This is a genomic window from Myxacorys sp., from assembly GCF_059501405.1.
Genome location: NZ_JCACCM010000083.1, coordinates 1 through 21,005, shown reverse-complemented (window position 1 = coordinate 21,005; position 21,005 = coordinate 1). Strand labels below are relative to the sequence as shown.

Annotated in this window: 18 protein-coding genes; 9 read left to right on the top strand and 9 right to left on the bottom strand. The window is 48.4% G+C overall.

The window, feature by feature from the left end; translation table 11 throughout:
• Positions 1-446: 446 nt before the first annotated feature.
• Positions 447-2,663, top strand: coding sequence for a photosystem I core protein PsaB (gene psaB, locus AC5I6P_RS08750; protein ID WP_495693366.1), 2,217 nt, complete (start codon positions 447-449; stop codon positions 2,661-2,663).
• A gap of 191 nt (positions 2,664-2,854) precedes the next feature.
• Positions 2,855-3,448 (top strand): hypothetical protein, encoded by a 594-nt coding sequence (locus tag AC5I6P_RS08745; protein ID WP_495693365.1) that lies wholly within the window; start codon positions 2,855-2,857, stop codon positions 3,446-3,448.
• Positions 3,449-3,465: 17 nt separating this feature from the next.
• Here AC5I6P_RS08745 and AC5I6P_RS08740 read toward each other — a convergent pair whose 3' ends face one another.
• The 4 genes from AC5I6P_RS08740 to deoC form a co-directional block, all read right to left on the bottom strand.
• Positions 3,466-4,614 (bottom strand): glycosyltransferase family 4 protein, encoded by a 1,149-nt coding sequence (locus AC5I6P_RS08740; protein ID WP_495693364.1) that lies wholly within the window; start codon positions 4,612-4,614, stop codon positions 3,466-3,468.
• A gap of 114 nt (positions 4,615-4,728) precedes the next feature.
• Positions 4,729-6,240 (bottom strand): MFS transporter, encoded by a 1,512-nt coding sequence (locus AC5I6P_RS08735; RefSeq protein WP_495693363.1) that lies wholly within the window; start codon positions 6,238-6,240, stop codon positions 4,729-4,731.
• Positions 6,241-6,356: 116 nt separating this feature from the next.
• Complete coding sequence (gene recO, locus AC5I6P_RS08730) at positions 6,357-7,259, bottom strand: DNA repair protein RecO (RefSeq protein WP_495693362.1); 903 nt, start codon at positions 7,257-7,259, stop codon at positions 6,357-6,359.
• Between the two features lie 31 nt (positions 7,260-7,290).
• On the bottom strand, positions 7,291-7,962 hold the full coding sequence (deoC, locus tag AC5I6P_RS08725) for a deoxyribose-phosphate aldolase (protein ID WP_495693361.1): 672 nt from the start codon (positions 7,960-7,962) through the stop codon (positions 7,291-7,293).
• A gap of 299 nt (positions 7,963-8,261) precedes the next feature.
• On the opposite strand from deoC, the gene AC5I6P_RS08720 reads away from it, so the two are divergent.
• Complete coding sequence (locus tag AC5I6P_RS08720; protein WP_495693360.1) at positions 8,262-8,447, top strand: hypothetical protein; 186 nt, start codon at positions 8,262-8,264, stop codon at positions 8,445-8,447.
• Positions 8,448-8,808: 361 nt separating this feature from the next.
• On the top strand, positions 8,809-9,780 hold the full coding sequence (locus AC5I6P_RS08715) for a DNA-methyltransferase (protein ID WP_495693359.1): 972 nt from the start codon (positions 8,809-8,811) through the stop codon (positions 9,778-9,780).
• A gap of 15 nt (positions 9,781-9,795) precedes the next feature.
• Here the strand turns inward: AC5I6P_RS08715 and AC5I6P_RS08710 are convergent, their stop codons facing one another.
• Positions 9,796-10,176, bottom strand: coding sequence for a hypothetical protein (locus AC5I6P_RS08710; RefSeq protein ID WP_495693358.1), 381 nt, complete (start codon positions 10,174-10,176; stop codon positions 9,796-9,798).
• Positions 10,177-10,365: 189 nt separating this feature from the next.
• Positions 10,366-10,818 carry a hypothetical protein gene (locus AC5I6P_RS08705; protein ID WP_495693357.1) on the bottom strand — a complete coding sequence of 151 codons (453 nt, stop codon included), beginning with the start codon at positions 10,816-10,818 and terminating at the stop codon, positions 10,366-10,368.
• Positions 10,819-10,935: 117 nt separating this feature from the next.
• On the opposite strand from AC5I6P_RS08705, the gene petN reads away from it, so the two are divergent.
• Positions 10,936-11,025 carry a cytochrome b6-f complex subunit PetN gene (petN, locus tag AC5I6P_RS08700; protein WP_162422337.1) on the top strand — a complete coding sequence of 30 codons (90 nt, stop codon included), beginning with the start codon at positions 10,936-10,938 and terminating at the stop codon, positions 11,023-11,025.
• Positions 11,026-11,098: 73 nt separating this feature from the next.
• Positions 11,099-11,245: a hypothetical protein gene (locus AC5I6P_RS08695; protein WP_495693356.1), complete on the top strand. Its 147-nt coding sequence runs from the start codon at positions 11,099-11,101 to the stop codon at positions 11,243-11,245.
• Positions 11,246-11,358: 113 nt separating this feature from the next.
• On the opposite strand, the gene AC5I6P_RS08690 is transcribed toward AC5I6P_RS08695, so the two are convergent.
• Positions 11,359-12,774 carry an ammonium transporter gene (locus AC5I6P_RS08690; RefSeq protein WP_495693355.1) on the bottom strand — a complete coding sequence of 472 codons (1,416 nt, stop codon included), beginning with the start codon at positions 12,772-12,774 and terminating at the stop codon, positions 11,359-11,361.
• Positions 12,775-13,184: 410 nt separating this feature from the next.
• Positions 13,185-14,687, bottom strand: coding sequence for an ammonium transporter (locus AC5I6P_RS08685; protein WP_495693354.1), 1,503 nt, complete (start codon positions 14,685-14,687; stop codon positions 13,185-13,187).
• A gap of 850 nt (positions 14,688-15,537) precedes the next feature.
• Between AC5I6P_RS08685 and smpB the strand changes: the two genes are divergently transcribed.
• The 3 genes from smpB (at position 15,538) to AC5I6P_RS08670 (ending at position 20,142) form a co-directional block, all read left to right on the top strand.
• A complete protein-coding gene (gene smpB / locus AC5I6P_RS08680) occupies positions 15,538-16,008 on the top strand; it encodes an SsrA-binding protein SmpB (protein ID WP_495693353.1) in 471 nt (156 codons plus the stop codon).
• A gap of 186 nt (positions 16,009-16,194) precedes the next feature.
• Positions 16,195-19,188, top strand: coding sequence for an excinuclease ABC subunit UvrA (uvrA, locus tag AC5I6P_RS08675; RefSeq protein WP_495693352.1), 2,994 nt, complete (start codon positions 16,195-16,197; stop codon positions 19,186-19,188).
• A gap of 78 nt (positions 19,189-19,266) precedes the next feature.
• A complete protein-coding gene (locus AC5I6P_RS08670) occupies positions 19,267-20,142 on the top strand; it encodes an alpha/beta fold hydrolase (protein ID WP_495693351.1) in 876 nt (291 codons plus the stop codon).
• 78 nt (positions 20,143-20,220) lie between these two features.
• Here AC5I6P_RS08670 and AC5I6P_RS08665 read toward each other — a convergent pair whose 3' ends face one another.
• Positions 20,221-20,556, bottom strand: coding sequence for an STAS domain-containing protein (locus AC5I6P_RS08665; protein WP_495693350.1), 336 nt, complete (start codon positions 20,554-20,556; stop codon positions 20,221-20,223).
• Positions 20,557-21,005: the final 449 nt, after the last annotated feature.

The window sequence follows — 21,005 nt, the reverse complement described above, 5'->3', positions numbered from 1 at the left end:
GGATGAGAGCCTTTTTATTGCAAAAAAGTAATCTTAAAAATTGTTAACAAGTGATCTTAAAAATCCTTAATAAACGCTAATCTTTTGATGTTTGGCTGCCAGTTATTGATTCTTTAAATTGTGTTTGTCAGCACTACTTGAATTAAATCAATTTCTATCTTAAGGTAGGCAGGTAAGGCAGGGGTAACTATTAGAGTATTGAGCTAGCTGATGCGAATTTGCTAGTTCTAAACGGAATAATTTCTCCACGGCTGAGTTTTGTGTCCAGTAACAAAAAATTCCCCGTTCATCTATCTGGGTATTAACTCTGCTTTTGCCTTCCATTCTGTTCTCCTCTGAAATGGTGGAAAGCTGAAAACTTCTGTGTTTGAGCGACTCATTATCGTTCAGTTTCCTATCGTCCAGTTTCAAACAAACATTGTTCAGAAAAAATGTAGGCGAAAGATATGGCGACAAAGTTTCCAAAATTTAGCCAAGACCTCGCTCAAGACCCGACTACACGACGCATCTGGTATGGTATTGCCACTGCGCACGACTTTGAAAGCCACGATGGCATGACCGAAGAGAAGCTTTATCAAAAGATATTTGCAACTCACTTTGGTCATGTGGCAATCATTTTCCTGTGGACATCGAGTCTTCTATTCCACGTGGCATGGCAAGGTAACTTTCCTCAATGGATCAAAGATCCGCTCAACGTTCGCCCGATTGCACACGCTATTTGGGACCCTCAGTTTGGTCAGCCTGCGGTAGATGCCTTTACCCAAGGGGGCGTGAACTATCCGGTTAATATTGCCTATTCAGGCGTGTATCACTGGTGGTACACCATCGGCATGCGAACCAATGGTGATCTGTACCAAGGTGCAGTTTTCCTTCTGTTCCTGGCAGCCCTCTTCCTGTTTGCGGGCTGGCTACACCTACAACCCAAGTTTCGCCCCAGTTTAGCTTGGTTCAAGAATGCTGAGTCTCGGCTCAACCATCACTTGGCCGGATTGTTTGGGGTGAGTTCTCTCGCTTGGGCAGGGCACTTGATCCACGTTGCAATCCCCGAATCCCGCGGACAGCACGTGGGCTGGAATAATTTCCTGTCTACCCTACCCCATCCTGCAGGTTTGAAACCCTTTTTCACGGGAGATTGGGGTGCTTACGCTCAGAACGCTGACACGGCGGATCATGTGTTCGGCACAGCGCAAGGTTCAGGAACCGCAATTTTAACGTTCCTAGGTGGCTTTCATCCCCAGACAGAATCGCTCTGGCTGACGGACATGGCACACCACCATCTGGCGATCGCGGTGATCTTTATCATTGCGGGCCACATGTACAGAACTAACTTTGGCCTTGGTCACAGTATCAAAGACATTGTTAACGCCAAGAATTTCTTTGGTAAGGGCGTTGATGGTCAAGGTAACTTACCGCACCAAGGGCTGTACGACACCTATAACAACTCCCTGCACTTCCAGCTAGGCATTCACCTCGCTGCTTTGGGAACGGCGTTGTCTGTAGTAGCGCAGCATATGTATGCGATGCCGCCCTACGCCTTCATGGGAAAAGACTTCACGACTCAAGCCGCTTTGTATACGCACCATCAATACCTTGCGGGTTTCTTCATGGTCGGTGCGTTTGCTCACGGCGCGATTTTCTGGGTACGGGATTACGATCCTGAGCAGAACAAGGATAATGTGCTGCAACGGTTCATTGGGCACAAAGAAGCTATCATCTCCCATTTGAGCTGGGTATCGCTGTTCCTCGGCTTCCACACACTCGGCTTATACGTTCATAACGATGTTCAAGTTGCGTTTGGAGCACCTGACAAGCAAATCCTGATTGAGCCAGTGTTTGCTCAATTCGTCCAAGCATCTCACGGTAAAGCGATATACGGCCTTAACACTCTGCTATCTAATGCTGATAGTTTGGCCTCTAACACGGGCGCAACCTACTTGCCCGGTTGGCTAGAAGCAATTAACAGCGGAACAAACTCCTTGTTCCTGACGATTGGCCCTGGCGATTTCTTGGTTCACCATGCGATCGCGCTCGGTCTACACGTCACCACGCTCATCTGCCTCAAAGGCGCATTAGATGCTCGTGGAACCAAACTGATGCCCGATAAGAAGGATTTTGGCTTCACCTTCCCCTGCGACGGCCCCGGACGCGGCGGCACTTGCCAAATTTCTGCTTGGGAACAGTCTTTCTTCCTAGCCATCTTCTGGATGCTCAATACGATTGGATGGGCTACGTTCTACTGGCACTGGAAGCACCTCGCAATCTGGTCGGGTAACGTCGCTCAATTCAACGAAAGCTCGACCTACCTCATGGGTTGGCTGCGCGACTACCTCTGGCAGTATTCGGCTCCGCTGATTAACGGGTACAATCCTTACGGCACAACCAATCTGTCTGTCTGGGCCTGGATGTTCCTGTTTGGACACCTAGTCTGGGCAACCGGATTCATGTTCTTGATCTCCTGGAGAGGCTACTGGCAAGAACTGATCGAAACCCTGGTTTGGGCGCACGAGCGCACACCTTTGGCGAACCTAGTTCGTTGGAAGGACAAGCCAGTCGCACTCTCGATTGTTCAAGGCTGGCTGGTAGGTTTAGTTCACTTTACAGTGGGTTATATTCTCACCTACGCTGCCTTCCTGATTGCTGCAACTGCTGGTAAATTTGCCTAAGTTGACAGCCTAAATTGGTAGGCTATTCATTCGCAAGTACTCATCCCACTGAATTTAGTTGGGGTGAGTACTTGTTTTGATCACGTTGCTATTATCACGATCACCATCACCCTGAACCAGAAGAGCCGAATCGCGCGATCGCGGTTCACTTAATGCTACTACTGTAGTATTGCCACTGTAGTGTCGCCGCCATGACTCGTCCTGACATCCATGCACTCTTAGAACTTGCTATCCGAGAATGCAGTGCAATGGGTCATCCCCTCGACTCGACCCAACAACAAACCTTATTCCAAGTCATCAGCACCTGGATGACTGAACAGTTTGATAAGCAAATTCCAAATCCTCTTTCACAACTGAGCGACGACCAGCGGCAAATTTTACTCCGCTTCATTCAAGATCAGCAGGCTCAGGATCGAGATTGGAAAATGACCCTACTCAATGACTGGCTACAAAATCGGGGTTCAGGCGCAGTTCAATTTATTCGTGAATCGTACGGGATGGTTTGGCTGCAATCGATTACTCCCTCGCACCTTGCCGAATACACTGACCATGACTCTGCTCGGCTCAAAGTGGGCGATCGCATCGAAGTGTGCAACGCCTTGTGGGAATGGGTACAAGACGACGGACCCTGTAGCCGAGAATGGTTTGCTTGTACAGTCGTCCATACCACCGCTCCCCCAACTGCCGACTTTAGCGCAACCTGCACGATTCGCTTCGACAACGGCAACGAATTTGAGATCCAGGGCATCTACGACTGGAATCGTACCAACTGGCGCTTGAAATAATCTGTCGTCTCTCCGGTCTAGATCAAACTAAGCGGTAAACGTGGCAATTTCAACACCGCTTCATACAACTCTTCAACCTGGGTAATATTGCGACTCAGAGTGTAGCGATCGAGTACCCTTTGCCGCGCTTTCTGCCCCAATAGCGCTGTAATCTCTAAGTGATCTTGAAAAAGCGGCAATAGCGTCTTTAGCTGGGCCGTTACTCGCTGCGTGCTCATCACCACCCCCGCACCATCTTCTAGCACTTCTCCATCCGCGCCTGCATCGGTCGCAATACACGCCAATCCCGACGACATTGCTTCTAGCAGCGACAACGACAATCCTTCCACAAGTGACGGCAGAATAAAGACATCGGCTCCTCTTAAAATCTCAATTCGCCGCTGCTCTTCAGCAATAAAGCCGAGCCAATGAATGCCGTGTTCAGGTCCATAAAACGGCATTAACGATGTGGCTAACGGACCGTGATTGCCCACGATCAGTAGCTTACTGTTCAAGTTCATCTCCGAAGTTTTCCAAGCCTTCAGTAGAGACTCAACGTTCTTTTCGGGGGCAACGCGCCCTTGATATAGAAAAATTCGCTCTGCCCGAAATTCTGCCTTGAGGGTCGATCGCCCAGGGGAGTACCTTTCCGAATCGACACCGTTTGGAATCACCACCACTCGCTCCGCAGGAACGCCCAATTTAATGAGCAAATCTCGCTGAATATGCGAAAACACAATTGTGCGATCGTAGTTGGCTAAAAACGGCGCATAAAGCTGATACATCAGATGTTGAGTGCCCGATGTAAAATTGCGTCGCTTGCGATCGAAGGGCGGATGAAACGTGGCAATCAGCGGAATTCCCAATTCCTCGCAAATTTCTGGCAGCAAAAAATCAAGGGGCGAGAGCGTGAGCGAGGCATGAACGAGATCAGGCTGAACGTCTCGCAGCGCTTGAGCCAAAACTTTACTCGATCGAAACGTCGGAATGGTGTAGATCTGAGACTTGTAGAGAAACGGAATCGGAATCTCCTGAAAATCCGGCCAATTGTCCGGCCCCGCATCCTCCTGAGCAAAATGAAAGAAACTAACCCGATGCCCACGATCTAGCAGTGCATTCGTAACCTCTCGACCATAAGTGACATTGCCGCAAAACGGCGCTTTCTTTCCAAGCCAAGCTATATGCATTTCAGTAGGTTTTAAATGAAGGGGGGCGTCGGCCATGGAGTAAGGCTAGAGGATGTTTTGCTCTACACCCTGTCCCCTTATCCCACCTTGCGGCAATGTTGCCGCAAGGCGTCCTCATCCCTCCGAAGATCTCCTCGTATGGGAAATATACCAGGTCAGAGTTCCTCCTGCGATCGTCAGAGCGGCAAGTGCCAAAAAGACAATCCGCAACCCAAATAATGTTTCTGAAACGCCTGCTAAGACGAGCGGCAAGCTCAGGGCGATATTGACCGCATTGTTTTGCAGTCCGAACACTTTACCGCGCATATCTTCCGGAGTTTCTTGCTGAATTGTCGTCTGCATTGGAATGCCGACCAGCGCCGCAAATGCGCCGAGCGACGCAATCAGCAGCAGCGTAATCCACAAATGGTGATAGAAAAACGCAATTCCAGTTAGCGAAGCGGCCATTCCTGTTGAACCGATCGTGCCTAAGCGAGCATGGGCAAAGCGCTGCCCAATACTGCCTAAAATAGCGGCTCCTGCTGCCATACCGACGCCTCCCGCCGCTAGCAAAAAGCCGAACTGCGACGATTTAATTTCGGGCATCACTTCGGCAAGCCTAACGGATAGGACTGCCAACGCGGCAAAAATCGAGAAGAGAATCACGAGTTGAATTAACGCACCGCGAACGTGGGAGTGATCTTTGAGATAGCGCAATCCATCTTTGATGTCTTCAAACACGTGGGGCTGATCTTCAGGTAGAACGTCATCCTTGTTTTTCTCACCTGTTTTCATCAGTAGAAGCAGCAAGCCCGCGATCGCATACCCGCCACCGACCAGCAGTTCTTTTCCCAGATCAGGAAATCCACCCAACCGCTCAACTAACGAATCTGCCAGACCCAGCAACGGTTCGCCCACCGCAAATCCAATGATCACCGATGCCATCATCGTCGTGGTGTAGAGCGAATTGGCTGACAGCAAATGCCGACGCTCAACCACCAGCGGAATGAGCGATTGTTCTGCTGGGGCAAAGAACTGAGTCAAGGTCGAAACCAGAAGCGTGACTACCAGAAGTAGACAGAATCCGACAGGTAAGCCGTGAATGGTTTTTAATCCGTGAGACAGCCAGATCAGCGAAGGAATCGCAAACACCAGTGCCCCGCGCAGCAGATTGGTAGCAACCAAAACGGCTTTCTTTGACCAGCGATCGACAAATACCCCCGCGATCGAGCCAAACAACACGGCAGGAATGGTGAAGGCGATCATAATCGAGGACACCCAACCACTGATCGTTTGCCCTTCAGACTGAAAGCGACTGGCAATCAGCGCAATCATTAACACCAAATAAACTTTGTCCGACAACTGCGAGAAGACCTGCCCTGCCCAAAGCGTCAGAAAGTTTCGATTTCTCAGCACCGGAGCAAATCCGCGATCCTCTTCATCGGGCGGCAGATTAGGCGGCTGATGATCGTTTTGCTCAGGCGGAGTACTAGGTATATCTGTAACTGACACCGCCTCTCCACCCGTATCTTCGGATAAATGTTTACCAGCTGAAGCCGCTTTTCCATTGCCATTCACCGATGGTTCATAATCCATCGCCGATGATTTCTCAGAATGGTCAGGAGAATTTTCTTGGGTTCGTAACATGGACGGAACACTCTCCTCACCCAAATAGACTTCCGACGGCTCGCTCCCAAGTTTACCATTGGGGCTGTGTGCAAAGACGGAAGAGAGAGAAAGGTCATCAGAATAGCAAGGTCGCATCATGGCAGTTCAGACAATTCAGGAGCAAAACAGGTATCGATGAGCGTAGCCGAGCGAATGGGACGATCAAAGTGATGCTGAGCATACTGGCGAAGCAGTCGCTCTAGAGACAACCACACCAGGGATGAGATAGAAGACTGAGTAAGTTCTGCATTCGCTAGTTGTTGAAAAACAGATAGCTCAACAGCATTTAGGGTAGTGGTTTGAGAAGACGCGCGGCGAGAAGCGGAGGGCGGTGTAACTGCGGCGGTGCTAGGAGCGGGGGTAACTCGGTATTCTCCTACTGTAGACTGAACTCGCGGCGATGCAGAAAGTTCTTGCGCTTGAATTTGTTCCAGGGCTTCTAGAGTGATGGCTCCTCCTGCGATCGCGCTAAACCCCACCTGCCAGTTTGGATCATTCACATCCGGCTTGAGCAGGGTTTGCGTCAAACAGCACTGATGCACCTGCGGAGCAACGCCTGCGATCGCTAGCATCTGAAACACGGCATGAGTGAGGCGGGCTAATACATCGGAATCGGGCGATCGCTCGATTCGTCCTAAATGCTCATTCAGCAAGTAAAACAAGTCTGCTTGGGGCTGCTCACTCAACGCCTGATTTAACACAAGTTCTGCCAAATATTGCCCCGCCGTTAGTTTCTTGAGGTTGCGCCCCAGCTCTGGATAAGACTCTAGCGTTTCAGCCTGAGTAATCTTGTCGAGTGTTTTTCCTTGAGCGAGCAGTAAATTGTTAACGACAAATAAGCCGCTCCGCCCGCCCATTTTTGAAGTTTGCTTCCGTGCTCCCATAGCCACGGCCCGGATCAGCCCATGCTCTTTAGTGAGAATAGTCAACACCCGATCCGCCTCTCCCAGAAGCGTTGCCTTAAGGTTAATTCCAATCGCCTTGTAAGTTCGACTCATCCATCTTTAACGTAGCGTTACCGTAGGTGTTTTATCCCTTTTCTAGGGTATCGCGCTGACGGAGAAGATCAACGCCACGAGATGTGCCGAGACGGGTCGCACCTGCCATGATTAGCTCTAAAGCTTGCTCAATGGTACGGATTCCCCCAGAAGCCTTAATTCCAACTCTGTCTTGAGCCATTTCTTTGAGCAGGCGAACGTCGCTTATGGTTGCGCCACCACTCCAGCCAGTACTGGTCTTGAGAAAAGCGACTCCAGCATCTAAGCAAATTTCACCCGCCAACCGTTTTTCAGCATCTGTCAAAAGCGCCATCTCTAGAATGGCTTTGATCGACTGCCCAGTGGATTCCCGAATCTCTGCTAATTCTCGATGAACTTCACTGGTCATTCCAGACTTTAGCCAGCCCAAATTAATCACAACATCCAATTCAGTCGCTCCATTTTCTGCCGCTTCTTGCGCCTCATATAGTTTGACCGCAGAAGTCGTTGCTCCGGTCGGAAATCCAATTACGGTACACACTTTGGGCGTTTTGTTATGCAGTAAATCCACGGCTTGACGCACATGCACCGGATTCACACAAACTGCTGCAAATCTATAGCGATCGGCTTCATCACACCATTGTTCAACCTGCTGCGGCGTTGCGATCGCGCCGAGTAGCGAATGATCAATGAAGGGAGCAATATCAATATCAGAATAATTCATCAGTAATTTGAGATTCTAAAGATTACAGCTTTAAAGAAGCACAGAACGCAATTGAACTGGCTAATTCACCCTCATTCTAAAACCTATTAATGGCATGGCAAAAAGCCCACTAGCGATACCGTCGTGGGCTTCTTACGAATCAGTTTGATGTAGAAGTTCAACGTGTTCCAGATCCGCCAGTTGTCGTTGGCGGGTCGTTTGGATCGGGTTCAAACGTGGCGTTAACCGAATTAAGCGTTCGATTATGCAACTTAATGGCTTTGGGATTTGGAGAATTACGAACACTCTGAGAAGCTTGCTTGAAAAACAAATCAGCAACGTTACGGAATCCTACTCCGCTAACTTGGAGCGTAGCCAGTCCTATGGATGTACCTAAAGCCAAAGTTGCTATGAACGCGGTCTTTGAGAAGGTACTCATCGCGGCAACCTATGTGGATAAAGCGGCTTATCGAATGACCTCTACAGCACAATGTTACGTCAGATAGAGGGCGAAAATCCGGCAATTTTGCGGTTGCTACATCATTCCTGCATGGAGTTGGCCGAGCATCTACTAAGGCCTTTGCGTATATCTACGTAAGCAGTAGGCGAAAAAAACTTTTTCATGACAAGTCGATCCTGTGTTTCAATCTGAGTTTGTTACTAGAGCCGAATCTCTAATAGAGTTGCCGCGCCTTAAAGAAGTGCGACATATTATTACTCTAGTTAATCAAGATGAATTTGGTTTCCGCAGAATTGAGTAAAGTTTAGAACTTTTTTGCAATTCAGCGAGAAAAATTGCTGAAGCCGTATCGAAGGCGGCTACAAAATATTAGAAACGACTAGAAAACGTGAGGGTTAGAAACCAATTTGCCTGCCATTCCTAGCAAACCGCGATCGTCGCGAAATCGGAGCTTGACCTTGACTGACGCTGACCGACAGCGGCTGCGATCGCGCCTTCTCACACTCGAACCAACGCTACCCAACCCGGCGATCGGAACGATCCAGGGCAATTGCCTCGACATCATTCAGCATCTCCCCTTGGGCAGCGTCGATCTACTGATTCTTGATCCGCCCTATAACTTAACGAAAGACTTTAATGGACTAAAGTTTGCTAGACGGGCAGTGGAAGACTACACCGCATGGCTCGATCAACTCATAGTCGCCCTCAAGCCGTTACTTAAATCAACCGCCTCCATCTATATCTGCGGCGATTGGTTGTCATCTGCCTCTATATTCACGGTCGCAACCCGCCATTTCGTGGTGCAAAATCGCATCACTTGGGAGCGAGAGAAGGGACGTGGGGCAAAAGCAAATTGGAAAAATTCCAGTGAGGATATCTGGTTTTGTACCGCTTCTAACCATTACACCTTCAATTTAGAAGCCGTCAAGCTGCGTCGTCAGGTAAAAGCTCCTTACCGGACTCAAGACGGCAATCCCAAAGATTGGGAAACAACAAAGGGCGGAAATTTTCGCGATACTCACCCATCAAACTTCTGGACAGATATCACAATTCCGTTCTGGTCAATGCCAGAAAATACGGAACATCCCACCCAAAAAAGCGAAAAGCTGCTCGCTAAACTGATTCTTGCAAGTTCTAACCCTGGCGATTTTGTGTTCGATCCCTTTGTCGGCAGTGGAACGTCTTCTGTTGTTGCAAAAAAGCTGAGCAGGCAGTATTTAGGAATTGATTTGAACGAAGAATATTGCCTGCTAACCGAGCGCCGACTAGAATTAGCCGACTCTGAGCGAGCAATTCAGGGCTTCACCAATAATGTGTTTTGGGAACGGAATACGCTCGCCGTTCAGAAACGCAATCGAGAAAACGCTGACGTGCAGTGAGTTCAAGCTAATCGGCTAATCTTCCAAGACTTGAGCCGAAACTTCTACCGCATCAACATCAATTGTGCCAACGGGCATCAACCGCTTGAATTTACCATGTTCAGCCTGAAGCGGTTCACCACAGTTGGGGCATTGAACCTCCGCCTGGTTCAAACCAGTCAATTCAAAGTCGCAGACTGGGCAAGCTGCCTGCACAAGATTTTTCCGTAGCCACCAGCGTAACCCAATCACTGCCACAACCGGAGCGAGGAGCAGCAACGCCAACAATACAAAAAATGACTTAATCAACCAGCCTAACCCTAGGGCAGCAAGTAGCCACACAACGCCAATTAAAGTGATCAGGCGTCCGACGCCATTTAAGCCAAGTTGTAGGGCTTGAAGGTTGTTCTGGTTCACAGGATTCTCCTGAGTGAAATCGTGAGTCTGTTTCTATCTAACCAAAGATTGCCCAGAGTGTAGGGCGGCTTTTGCGATGCAAAACAGGTCTGGTTTCCGTACTGGGATTCAGCGTTCTTCAACGATAAAGGATTTGCCTAGAAGACTGCCTAAACTACCGCAAAGTTTAATGAGCGTAAACATTCACCCTTACGGAAATGGTTTCACCCACTTCTGCACCATTGCCCAATCTAGAACAAGCCGCGCGATCGCAAACAACACGACGCTTTCTGCCGCCAAAATCAAAAACGGAAAAAGGCTACCCTGGGTCGTCAAGCCCACATCGATTTGAGCTAGTCCGCGCGCGAGTCCAAATGCTAAAACCGCTCCTGAGCGTAAGTGTAGGTTCGGGTCTTGACGAATCACATAGCGATACGTGATCCCAAACAAGAAGCCTGTAAAGAGCGCGATCGCAAAGCTTACCCACCCTTGTAAATCGCTCACTCCCAGTATGGAACGTCCTTCTCCAAGCGCAACTGGCTCCGCCAAGCTCTGAAGGACAGCTACTTGGTTAATTAGGAGAGTCAGCGGAAAAATAACCGCGATCGCTCCTAGCGAAACGCCGCCTGCTTTGATCGATTCAATCCGTTCTTCCCACATCATGTCTTCAATTTTGTCTAATCTCGCGTCTCAGTAGTGCATCCAAGATCTTAGTGCTTCGTCTTTGATTTATCATTAGATTTAGCATTCTTCTGTAACGTTTGGTTGGACAGTATAACTATGGATATTTTGTCGCTGGGTTGGATTGCGCTGTTGGCGGTGTTTACCTTCTCTATCTCAATGGTTGTCTGGGGTCGTAACGGATTCTAGTTGCTGCTCTTAGTCCGCAGCCTAGCCTCTGGCTCCGGACTCTAAATCAATCTATTCAAAAGAACCTTGCTCAATGGAAGCTAGCAACCTCTTTAGCATTCTGGTTTTGGTCGCATTTGGTCTTTTAGTCACCGTCACAGGCGGAGTGATCTATCTGACCCTAGCAGACTGGCGCGATCGTCGTCGCCAAGATAAGGAAAAACAAGCGAACCGTCGCTAACGCGCTCTCACCTCAATTTCCTGAAACACAAGGCTCCAAAGCATCTAACTTTGGAGCCTTACTTCATTTATCATTCCAGACAGAAATCACCGTTCCAGACAGAAATAATTGAATTACTCAACGCGGGTCATACTGAATGCACCCATTTCTTCTCCATATCCTTCTTCGCCATGCTCGTTAACATCTACCCCTTGCAGTTCGGCTTCAGGATTGACTCGTAAGCCAATCGTTGCATCTAAAACTTTCAAAATCACAAAGGTGCCAATGCCTGCGATCGCATAGGCAATCAGAATTGCAATGATTTGCGTAACTAGCTGACCTGGATTGCCATAGAACAATCCATCGCCGCCTGCCGAGTTCACCGTCTTTGTTGCAAAAAGACCGGTTAGCAATGCGCCTACTGTTCCGCCCACACCGTGGACTGGAAAGGTGTCTAGAGAGTCGTCAAACTGCAACTTGGCTTTGAGGCTGACGGCGAAGAAGCAGGCGGTTGATGTAATTGCACCAATCAGCAGCGCGGCTACGGGGGTAACAAACCCAGCCGCTGGTGTAACCCCTACTAAACCCGCCACAGCACCTGTCGCAATGCCAACCGCAGTCGGCTTGCCACGCAACACCCATTCCAAAATAACCCACACAAGCGCTGCTGCCGCCGCGCTGCTATTGGTAGATACGAATGCCACCGTAGCCAACGATCCAGAAGCAAGGGCACTACCAGCGTTAAAGCCAAACCAGCCAAACCATAGGAGACCCGCACCGATCAGAATGTAAGGCACGTTATGAGGCGCAGCGGGCTGATTTGGGAACGTCTTACGCGGACCAATGACCCAAGCCGCTACCAGCGCAGCAACTCCAGAACTAATGTGAACGACTGTACCGCCTGCAAAATCTAGCGCTCCTAGTCCACCATACAAGCCGAGAAATCCACCTTTCGCCCACACCATGTGAGCAAAAATAGGATAGAGAATGCTTGACCACAGAACAATAAACCAAAAATAAGCCTTAAAGCTAATACGCTCCACGATCGCACCAGAGATGAGCGCTGGCGTAATAATGGCAAACATTGCTTGATAAATCATGAATGTTTGGTGCGGAATCGTAGCAGCGTATGACACCACTGCTTCAGGCGCGGTTCCAGCCAGGTAATCGGTCGTTTCTAGACCGACTCCATTCAGAAACAGCCATTGCAACCCACCAATGAAGGGGAGTCCTGGCGCAAAGGCCAGGCTGTAGCCCCACAGAATCCAGGAGACGCCAACAATGCCCATGAGAATGAAGCTCATCATCATGGTGTTGAGGACGTTACGCGATCGCACAAACCCGCCGTAGAAAAACGCAAGTCCAGGAGTCATCAGCAAAACCAGAGCGGCGCAGATCAAGATAAAGGCTGTGTCCGCCTGCGAAGTCGCCGCGGTTGCGGATGTTTGAGCAGACTCAGCCGTTGCTGGTTCAGCAAGTACACTACCCGTAAGGGGAATCGATAGCAGCACTAAGGCCACTAGTCCTATCGTTAGAAGTTTTCTCAACACTGACTTTCGACCTTCAACGCCAAAACTATGAGTTTGAAATAATCAGCCATCTGATTCGTATCATTGAATCTCACCAATTTTGAGTAGGAAGATTCTGTATAGGAAAATACACTTTGATTGCGATCGCTCTGCCAGCTTAGGAAGGGCATAGCTCTGTCTTAGGTCGTGCAAAGTATCTATCTCTCGACAGAAGCAGAATGTTAAGGCATTGCTTGGATTTTATAAGTGACCTAAATTAAACAAAACTTAAGTCAAGCAAATTGCGTGTTCACTCAGCCGTAATCATCTTCTAGACTTGACGAATTGCTATAAGGCTTAAAGCAATCAAAGAGCAGTTCCAGAAGCTTAGAACTGCTCTTTGATTTAGAAGTAATGAAATTTAGAAGTACCGAGCCAAAAAACTCGTCGCCTTATTGATACGTCTTTCCTACAACATCGCTCGGAAATTCAGGATGTGTAGCGCTTCCAAAGGAAGCCTCTTTCGCAAAACCAGCGTAGCCTTCCATGCCATGTTCTGAAATATCGAGTCCAACCATTTCTTCCTCAGCCGTCACTCGGATACCCAGGATTGACTTCAGCGCAATCCAGAAAATGCTGGAGAGTAGAACCGTAAACCCTCCGACTGATAAAATTCCAATCAACTGAATCCAAAGCTGACCGATGCCACCGCCAAAGAGCAGACCTGCGGCAGGAGCAGGAGCCGCCCCGAATGCATCGCCTTGGCTAAACAAGCCAAGTGCCAACGTACCCCAAATGCCATTGACCAGGTGAACTGGAATTGCACCGACCGGATCATCAATCTTGATAGAATCGAAAAATCCGACTGCGAAGACCACTAAGACGCCTCCAATAGCACCAATGATTGCCGCCGAAGGGACGCTGATAAATGCACAGGACGCAGTGACCGCGACCAATCCGGCTAGCAGTCCATTCACAATCATGGATAGATCCGGTTTGCCCAGTACAACCCAAGCTGTAATAGTTGCTGCGATCGCGCCAAAGGCACCACCTGTATTAGTCGTCAGTGCAATATGGGCAATCAAAGAACCATTACCCACGCTCATTGTGGAACCTGGATTAAAGCCAAACCAACCCAACCAAAGAATCAAGGCTCCCAAGGTTGCGATGCTCATGTTGTGACCCGGAATCGCATTCGATCGTCCATCTGTAGCATATCTGCCGATTCTAGGACCCAGAAAAGCGGCTCCCATGAGCGCGGCCCAACCGCCGACCGAATGAACCACGGTCGAGCCTGCGAAGTCATAGAAGCCAGCATCAGCAAGCCATCCACCCCCCCAGATCCAGTGTCCAGTAATCGGGTAAGCAATTCCTACCAGCAGCAAGCTAAAGATTAGAAAGTCAACGAACTTAATGCGTTCAGCTACAGCACCCGACACAATCGTGGCGGCTGTTCCAGCGAAAACGAGTTGGAAGAAGAACTTCGCGCCTAGAGGAATTCCTGTCCAATTTAATGCAGAGAAGACGCCTTGGTAAGCATCTGCTGTAGCAGGACTATTGTCCGCCCCAGTCAAGAAGAATCCGTTAAAGCCAATGAAGTCGTTGCCATTACCGAACATCAGCCCAAAGCCGAGCGCCCAGAAGGCAACTGTGGATAAGGCGAACACAATTAAGTTTTTCGACAGAATGTTCACCGCATTCTTCTCGCGGCAAAATCCTGCTTCTAACATGCAAAATCCTGCGTTCATAAAGAACACCAAGAAGCCTGCAATCATCACCCACACAGTATCTAAGCCGACCCGCAGGTCGGACGCCGTTTGCGATACACTTTCTAGCGTTGCTGGCTGTTGAGCAATAGCGGCACAGTTCCACAGCAGAAAGATCGCACTGGTGAGTAGAATGCAGCTTCGCCAAGTAGGAGATAGCTGCGTCGCGATGAACTTAAGCGATCGCACGACGGGATTCCGATTGAGAGAACCTCTTTGAGGTTTCCTTGTTCTCTTTTTCAAAATGGTTCTAGACAGCATAAAGTTTTCCTTGCAACGCGCGCTGGAAGATTGGTGATTCTGGATGCACTCTTGAGTAAATTCAGAAGTTCTCTCTGAAAAGAGGCTTTGGAGAAACGAAAGCTCCACAAAATGACTGTTTTAGAAACCGCAGAGCGGCTTGAATCTTTCAGGTCAAACCATAGTTACTGAAGAGAATCAGGTCGAAAATGGGAGACTTTGAGCTTCCCAAAACAATCAACTTATAGACTGAAAATCTTGTCTAGAAGGTGAAGGTGATTGAGCAATAGCAAAGTCTAAGATCACCAGAAATGAACTTGCGCACAGAGTTTTAGAGTGGTTTGATACTCATTAAGATTTCAGCACTAGGCATGCAAATTCTGTATTGAAGAATACAATTTGGCATCACTGGCGCTTTTAGGGTAAAGCCTAGCTGAAATATTTACAAAATTTTGGGGATTGCTCCAGACGATTCTTTCACACACTAGGAATTGACAACAGAAACCGACTGGATAGCGGTTTCGTGAAGAATCAGGACTTACGCAAAAGCTTCTCCTTAGCAAAAGATTGCAGGTACCTTCAGAAGAGGATTCGCTTGAGGATGGATAGACGCGTTGAGACTTCATCTGTTGATTTGCTGCCAATGCATCCGTCTTGAAATTGAGTTAGCGATCGTCATTGACAAAACAAGATTATGTCTAGTACTTTTGTATTGTATTTGCTCCGTCTCCTTAAGTAACGCCTCCAGTAAAATCTTGGAGGCAATTTTTTAAAACAAGTTTTTCGCTAAACTAGAGTGATGAGCGATACGAAAACAGAAGGGTTCAAGATTGTTAGCGACAACCGCCAAGCAAGGTTTCAGTACGAAATTTTAGAAACCTACGAGGCGGGAATTGAGCTGCTGGGGACTGAGGTAAAGTCGATTCGAGCAGGTAAGGTAAACCTCAGAGACGGCTTTGCTCTCGTTCGCAATGGCGAAGTTTTGCTCCACAATGTCCACATCTCGCCTCATCAAAGCTCAAGTCTGTTTTTTAACCACGATCCGACTCGGACTCGAAAACTGCTGTTGCATCGTCAAGAAATTCGTAAGCTGATTGGAAAAGTTGAGCAACAAGGACTGACCCTCGTTCCGCTCAAGATGTATCTCAAACGAGGGTGGGTCAAGATCGATCTGGCGCTGGTGCGCGGTAAGAAACTGCACGATAAACGGGACGATATGCGAAAGCGCCAGGACAAACGTGACATGGAGCGCGCTATGAAGAATCGCTAGCGTTGCGATTCTTCTGAAGGTGCGTTGAGTCTAATTTGCTTTAAGTCATGAGCGCGATTTTGGACGCGATTTTACAGCTTCAACTTCAGCAATTGACTACATATCTCCTAACGACTTTAGTACGCAATAACTACGATCGCGAAGGAAGCGATAGAATCATCAAGGACTGTTTCTTTTTGTCCTTCAATGCCAAAGCGTCCTAGCACATCTAAAAGCTCTGCATCCCCGGTTCTGAGTCCTGATGTCGGGATGGAGGAAGAGATGCATTCATCTGGCGACCAGATCTCAAATCAAGCAAATTCTCGGCCCACGAGGCCCACAATTTCGCTTAGTTCGATTCGGATTCGAGGCGCACGGCAGCATAATTTAAAAAACATTGATCTGGAACTGCCCCGCGATCGCTTGATTGTCTTCACAGGCGTTTCTGGCTCTGGGAAATCTTCCCTTGCCTTCGATACGATCTTCGCAGAAGGACAGCGCCGCTACGTTGAGTCACTCAGTGCTTACGCTCGGCAATTTTTAGGACAAGTCGATAAACCCGATGTCGATGCGATCGAAGGTCTCAGTCCAGCGATTTCCATCGATCAGAAATCCACGTCTCACAACCCCCGCTCTACGGTAGGCACCGTCACAGAAATCTACGACTACCTGCGCTTGCTCTACGGACGCGCTGGAACGCCGCACTGTCCAGTGTGCGATCGCTCAATTGCCCCGCAAGCGATCGATCAAATGGTCGATCGCGTGATGGAATTGCCCGATCGCACCCGGTTTCAAATTTTGGCTCCGGTGATTCGCGGCAAAAAAGGAACTCATAAAAAACTGATCTCTAGTCTCAGTTCGGAAGGGTTTGTGCGGGTTCGGATTGATGGAGAAGTTCGCGAACTGAGCGATTCGATCGAACTCGACAAGAATCAATCTCACACCATTGAAATTGTGGTGGATCGGCTCGTCAAAAAAGAAGGAATTGAAGAACGCCTAACGGATTCGCTGACCACCTGTTTACGCCACTCAACGGGGATCGCGGTCATTGATATCATGGCAGAAACTGAGTCTGAGAAGATTCCAGAACTTGTCTTTTCAGAAAATTTCGCTTGCCCAGAGCATGGAGCCGTCATGGAGGAGCTATCTCCCCGGCTATTCTCGTTTAACTCTCCTTATGGCGCATGTCCTAACTGCCATGGCTTGGGCAGCCATCGCACCTTTTCACCAGAGCTGATTGTGCCAAATCCTCAGCTTCCGGTGTATGCCGCGATCGCGCCGTGGTCAGACAAAGATAATACCTACTACCTCTCGCTCATTTGTAGCGTTGCCGAAGCGTTCGGGTTCGATATTCAAACGCCGTGGGAGCAGTTAACCGACGAGCAGAAAAACGCGCTGCTCTATGGCTCTAAAGATCCGATTTGGATTGAGGTGGATTCCCGCTATCGCGAGAATAAGGGATACCATCGCCGCTACGAAGGTGCCATCAGTCTGCTCGAACGCCAATACCAAGAAAGTAGCTCAGACGCTTACAAGCAGAAGTTAGAGCAGTACTTAGTAGATGAACCGTGCAGCGAGTGTCAGGGCAAACGGCTCAAACCAGAGGCGTTAGCCGTGCGGCTCGGACAGTTTCACATGGATGATTTCACGAGCGTCTCCATTCGCGACTGTCTCAATCGAGCGGAGACCGTAGAACTGAGCGATCGCCAAGCGCAAATCGCCGATCTGGTGCTTCGCGAAGTGAAGGCGCGACTACGATTTCTACTTGATGTGGGGCTGGACTATCTAACGCTAGATCGAACCGCAATGACGCTATCGGGCGGAGAAGCCCAGCGGATTCGGCTTGCAACCCAAATTGGCGCAGGTCTAACAGGCGTGCTATACGTTCTAGACGAACCCAGCATTGGGCTCCACCAACGAGACAATTCGCGGCTGCTCAATACCCTAACCAAACTGCGAGATTTAGGAAATACACTCATTGTTGTTGAACACGACGAAGAAACCATTCGCGCTGCCGATCACATTGTCGATATTGGACCTGGCGCAGGCGTCCATGGTGGAAGTGTCGTGTCTGAAGGGGACCTAGACAGCCTGCTGAATGCTGAAGATTCGCTGACTGGAGCTTATCTTTCTGGTCGGCGGAGTATCCAAACGCCTGCGGAGCGCCGCTCGGGAAATGGGCGATCGCTGCAAATTCGCAATGCTCACCGGAATAACCTCAAGCAGATCGATACCGATATTCCCCTTGGTAAATTGGTTTGCGTGACCGGAGTTTCGGGTTCTGGCAAATCAACCTTGATCAACGAACTACTTTATCCGGCGATTCAGCATCATTTTGGGCAGAAGATCCCGCAGCCCAAAGATATGAAGCCGGTTAAAGGATTAGATGCGCTAGACAAAGCGATCGTGATTGACCAGTCTCCCATCGGTCGCACCCCACGCTCAAATCCGGCGACTTATACCGGAGTATTTGATGTCGTTCGCGAAGTGTTTTCCACCACTATCGAAGCAAAAGCGAGAGGCTACAAACCAGGGCAATTCTCCTTTAATGTCAAAGGTGGACGCTGTGAAGCATGCGGCGGACAAGGCGTAAACGTAATTGAAATGAATTTTCTCCCCGACGTTTACGTTCAGTGCGAAGTCTGCAAAGGCGCTCGCTACAACCGAGAAACTTTACAGGTAAAGTTCAAAGGGAAATCGATCGCCGATGTCTTGAGCATGACCGTTGAAGAAGCTCTAGACTTCTTTCAAAACATTCCTCAAGCAGCAAATCGCCTGCAAACGCTATTTGATGTTGGATTGGGGTACGTTCGCCTTGGGCAGACTGCTCCCACCCTATCTGGCGGTGAAGCCCAACGGGTAAAACTGGCAACAGAACTGTCTCGCCGTGCCACAGGCAAGACGCTTTACCTGATCGATGAACCCACAACCGGACTGTCGTTCTACGATGTTCACAAACTGTTAGATGTGGTGCAGCGATTGGTTGATAAGGGAAATTCTGTTCTCGTCATCGAACATAACTTAGATGTGATTCGCTGCTCTGATTGGGTGATCGATCTTGGGCCGGAAGGGGGCGATCGCGGCGGTGAAATTGTCGCGGTAGGCACGCCAGAGGACGTTGCTAAAAATTCTTATTCCTACACGGGTCACTATTTAACTCAAGTGCTTCGGCAGTATCCCCCGGTTGCAACTACTACTTAAGCCAATTACTGCTTAAGTAAGGTGCAAACTTCTAGATGCAGGGTGTAGGGTGCTAGAAATTTATACACGTTTGCCCTCATGTTAGAAACTTGGCAGCACGAGTACGTTCACACTAACCGTCTCAACCTTCATTACGTCACTCAAGGGGAAGGACCGCTCATTCTATTTCTGCACGGGTTTCCTGAGTTTTGGTATTCTTGGCGGTATCAAATTCCAGAGTTTGCCAAAGACCACAAGGTGGTGGCAGTTGACTTGCGCGGCTATAACGACAGTGATAAGCCTACGGCTCAAAGTGCTTATGTGATGTCAGAGTTCATCGCTGATATCAAAGGCGTCATTGAAGCATTGGGCTACCAGCAATGCATTCTCGTCGGCCACGATTGGGGCGGCATAATTGCTTGGCATTTTGCTGACACCCATCCGGAACTACTAAAGCAGTTGATTATTTTGAACGCACCTCATCCTGCGTTATTCCTTGAAAAATTCTTTACGTCTCAACAGTGGCTAAGAAGCTCATACATGTTCTTCTTCCAAATCCCTCTGCTGCCCGAATTCCTGATTCAGTTGGGAGACTATAAAGCGCTAGAAATGGCATTTTCAGGAATGGCAGTTAGAAAAGGTACATTTACTGAAGAAGACATCAATGCTTATAAAGCTGCATTTGCAAAGCGCGGCGCTCTTACAGCAGCATTAAACTATTACCGCAATGCCCTTCAGCAAGGATTGACTAAGCGCGATTGGACGATGCTACAGGTTCCAACGCTCATGATTTGGGGAGAGGAAGATAGTGCGCTAGAAAAGCACCTTACCTATGGTACTGAAAGGTATGTCCGCGATTTCCAGATTCGCTATATTCCTAACTGTAGTCATTGGGTTCAGCAGGAACAACCTGAATTAGTCAGTCAGTACATTCGAGAATTTATAGCAGCTGAATCAGTAAAAACAGCTATATAAACTCATCTAGATTAAGCGTTAGAGGCAAGGGAGAAAGCCCTTCTTCTCTAGCGCTTAGTTTGTTGGATAGTGAAGCAATTATGGTGCTACAGCGAACGAACCAGGTATATTGCTCACTTCGCTGGGGCGATCGACAACCTCAAAAACTTGATCCATTCCTGTTAGCTCTAACAGCATCTTAACTTGCTCATTAATCGAGCAAATAAAGAGTTTGCGCTCTGCCTCGCGAACACGCTTGAAAACCACAACTAAAGCCATCAAACCAGGACTGCTAATGAACTCAACTGCATCAAAGTCAACTAAAACAACATCAGCACCTGCTGCGATCGCAGCGTCTGCTTGCTGATAAAATTGCTCAGTTGCTTCGTGGTCAAGAGACTGAGGAAACTCTATAGTTTTTACTAAAAACTCCATACATTAACCGCCTGGTTACTAATAGTACAACTCACACATCAACTATCAAATTTGGTAGAAGAAACTGCTCTTAAACTGTCGAGAGCAACTCAGAATTGCGATATGTCTAAAGTAGGATAACATTCTGTTTAACTAATAGCTTCTACCCTCAGAATGAATCTTAGAATGAAGCTAATTCTGTGCTTATCCGCAAGCATCTGCATTAAGGTATTGTGATTCTAAATCAATTGAAAGCACATTAATCGTATTTAAGAATACAATTCTTCTGAATCAATGGATTAGATTCAAAACTGATAGAAAACAATGAGAAAAAGTAATAGTAGATATTGAATTAACTTAGCTCATCCTGGATCAGCGATCATTAGCAAAAACTATAGAATAGTTGGCTGAAATTGTATAGCTACTGCCAGTTTAGTTAGGACATAGACTAAGAAGAGTGGTGATAGAGG

Bases quoted from the DNA above. Each gene is read 5' to 3' on its own strand.
- psaB (WP_495693366.1), top strand. From the start codon at position 447: ATGGCGACAAAGTTTCCAAAATTTAGCCAAGACCTCGCTCAAGACCCG.
- AC5I6P_RS08745 (WP_495693365.1), top strand. From the start codon at position 2,855: ATGACTCGTCCTGACATCCATGCACTCTTAGAACTTGCTATCCGAGAA.
- AC5I6P_RS08740 (WP_495693364.1), bottom strand. From the start codon at position 4,614: ATGCATATAGCTTGGCTTGGAAAGAAAGCGCCGTTTTGCGGCAATGTC.
- AC5I6P_RS08735 (WP_495693363.1), bottom strand. From the start codon at position 6,240: ATGTTACGAACCCAAGAAAATTCTCCTGACCATTCTGAGAAATCATCG.
- recO (WP_495693362.1), bottom strand. From the start codon at position 7,259: ATGAGTCGAACTTACAAGGCGATTGGAATTAACCTTAAGGCAACGCTT.
- deoC (WP_495693361.1), bottom strand. From the start codon at position 7,962: ATGAATTATTCTGATATTGATATTGCTCCCTTCATTGATCATTCGCTA.
- AC5I6P_RS08705 (WP_495693357.1), bottom strand. From the start codon at position 10,818: ATGATGTGGGAAGAACGGATTGAATCGATCAAAGCAGGCGGCGTTTCG.
- petN (WP_162422337.1), top strand. From the start codon at position 10,936: ATGGATATTTTGTCGCTGGGTTGGATTGCGCTGTTGGCGGTGTTTACC.
- AC5I6P_RS08695 (WP_495693356.1), top strand. From the start codon at position 11,099: ATGGAAGCTAGCAACCTCTTTAGCATTCTGGTTTTGGTCGCATTTGGT.
- smpB (WP_495693353.1), top strand. From the start codon at position 15,538: ATGAGCGATACGAAAACAGAAGGGTTCAAGATTGTTAGCGACAACCGC.
- uvrA (WP_495693352.1), top strand. From the start codon at position 16,195: ATGCCAAAGCGTCCTAGCACATCTAAAAGCTCTGCATCCCCGGTTCTG.
- AC5I6P_RS08670 (WP_495693351.1), top strand. From the start codon at position 19,267: ATGTTAGAAACTTGGCAGCACGAGTACGTTCACACTAACCGTCTCAAC.
- AC5I6P_RS08665 (WP_495693350.1), bottom strand. From the start codon at position 20,556: ATGGAGTTTTTAGTAAAAACTATAGAGTTTCCTCAGTCTCTTGACCAC.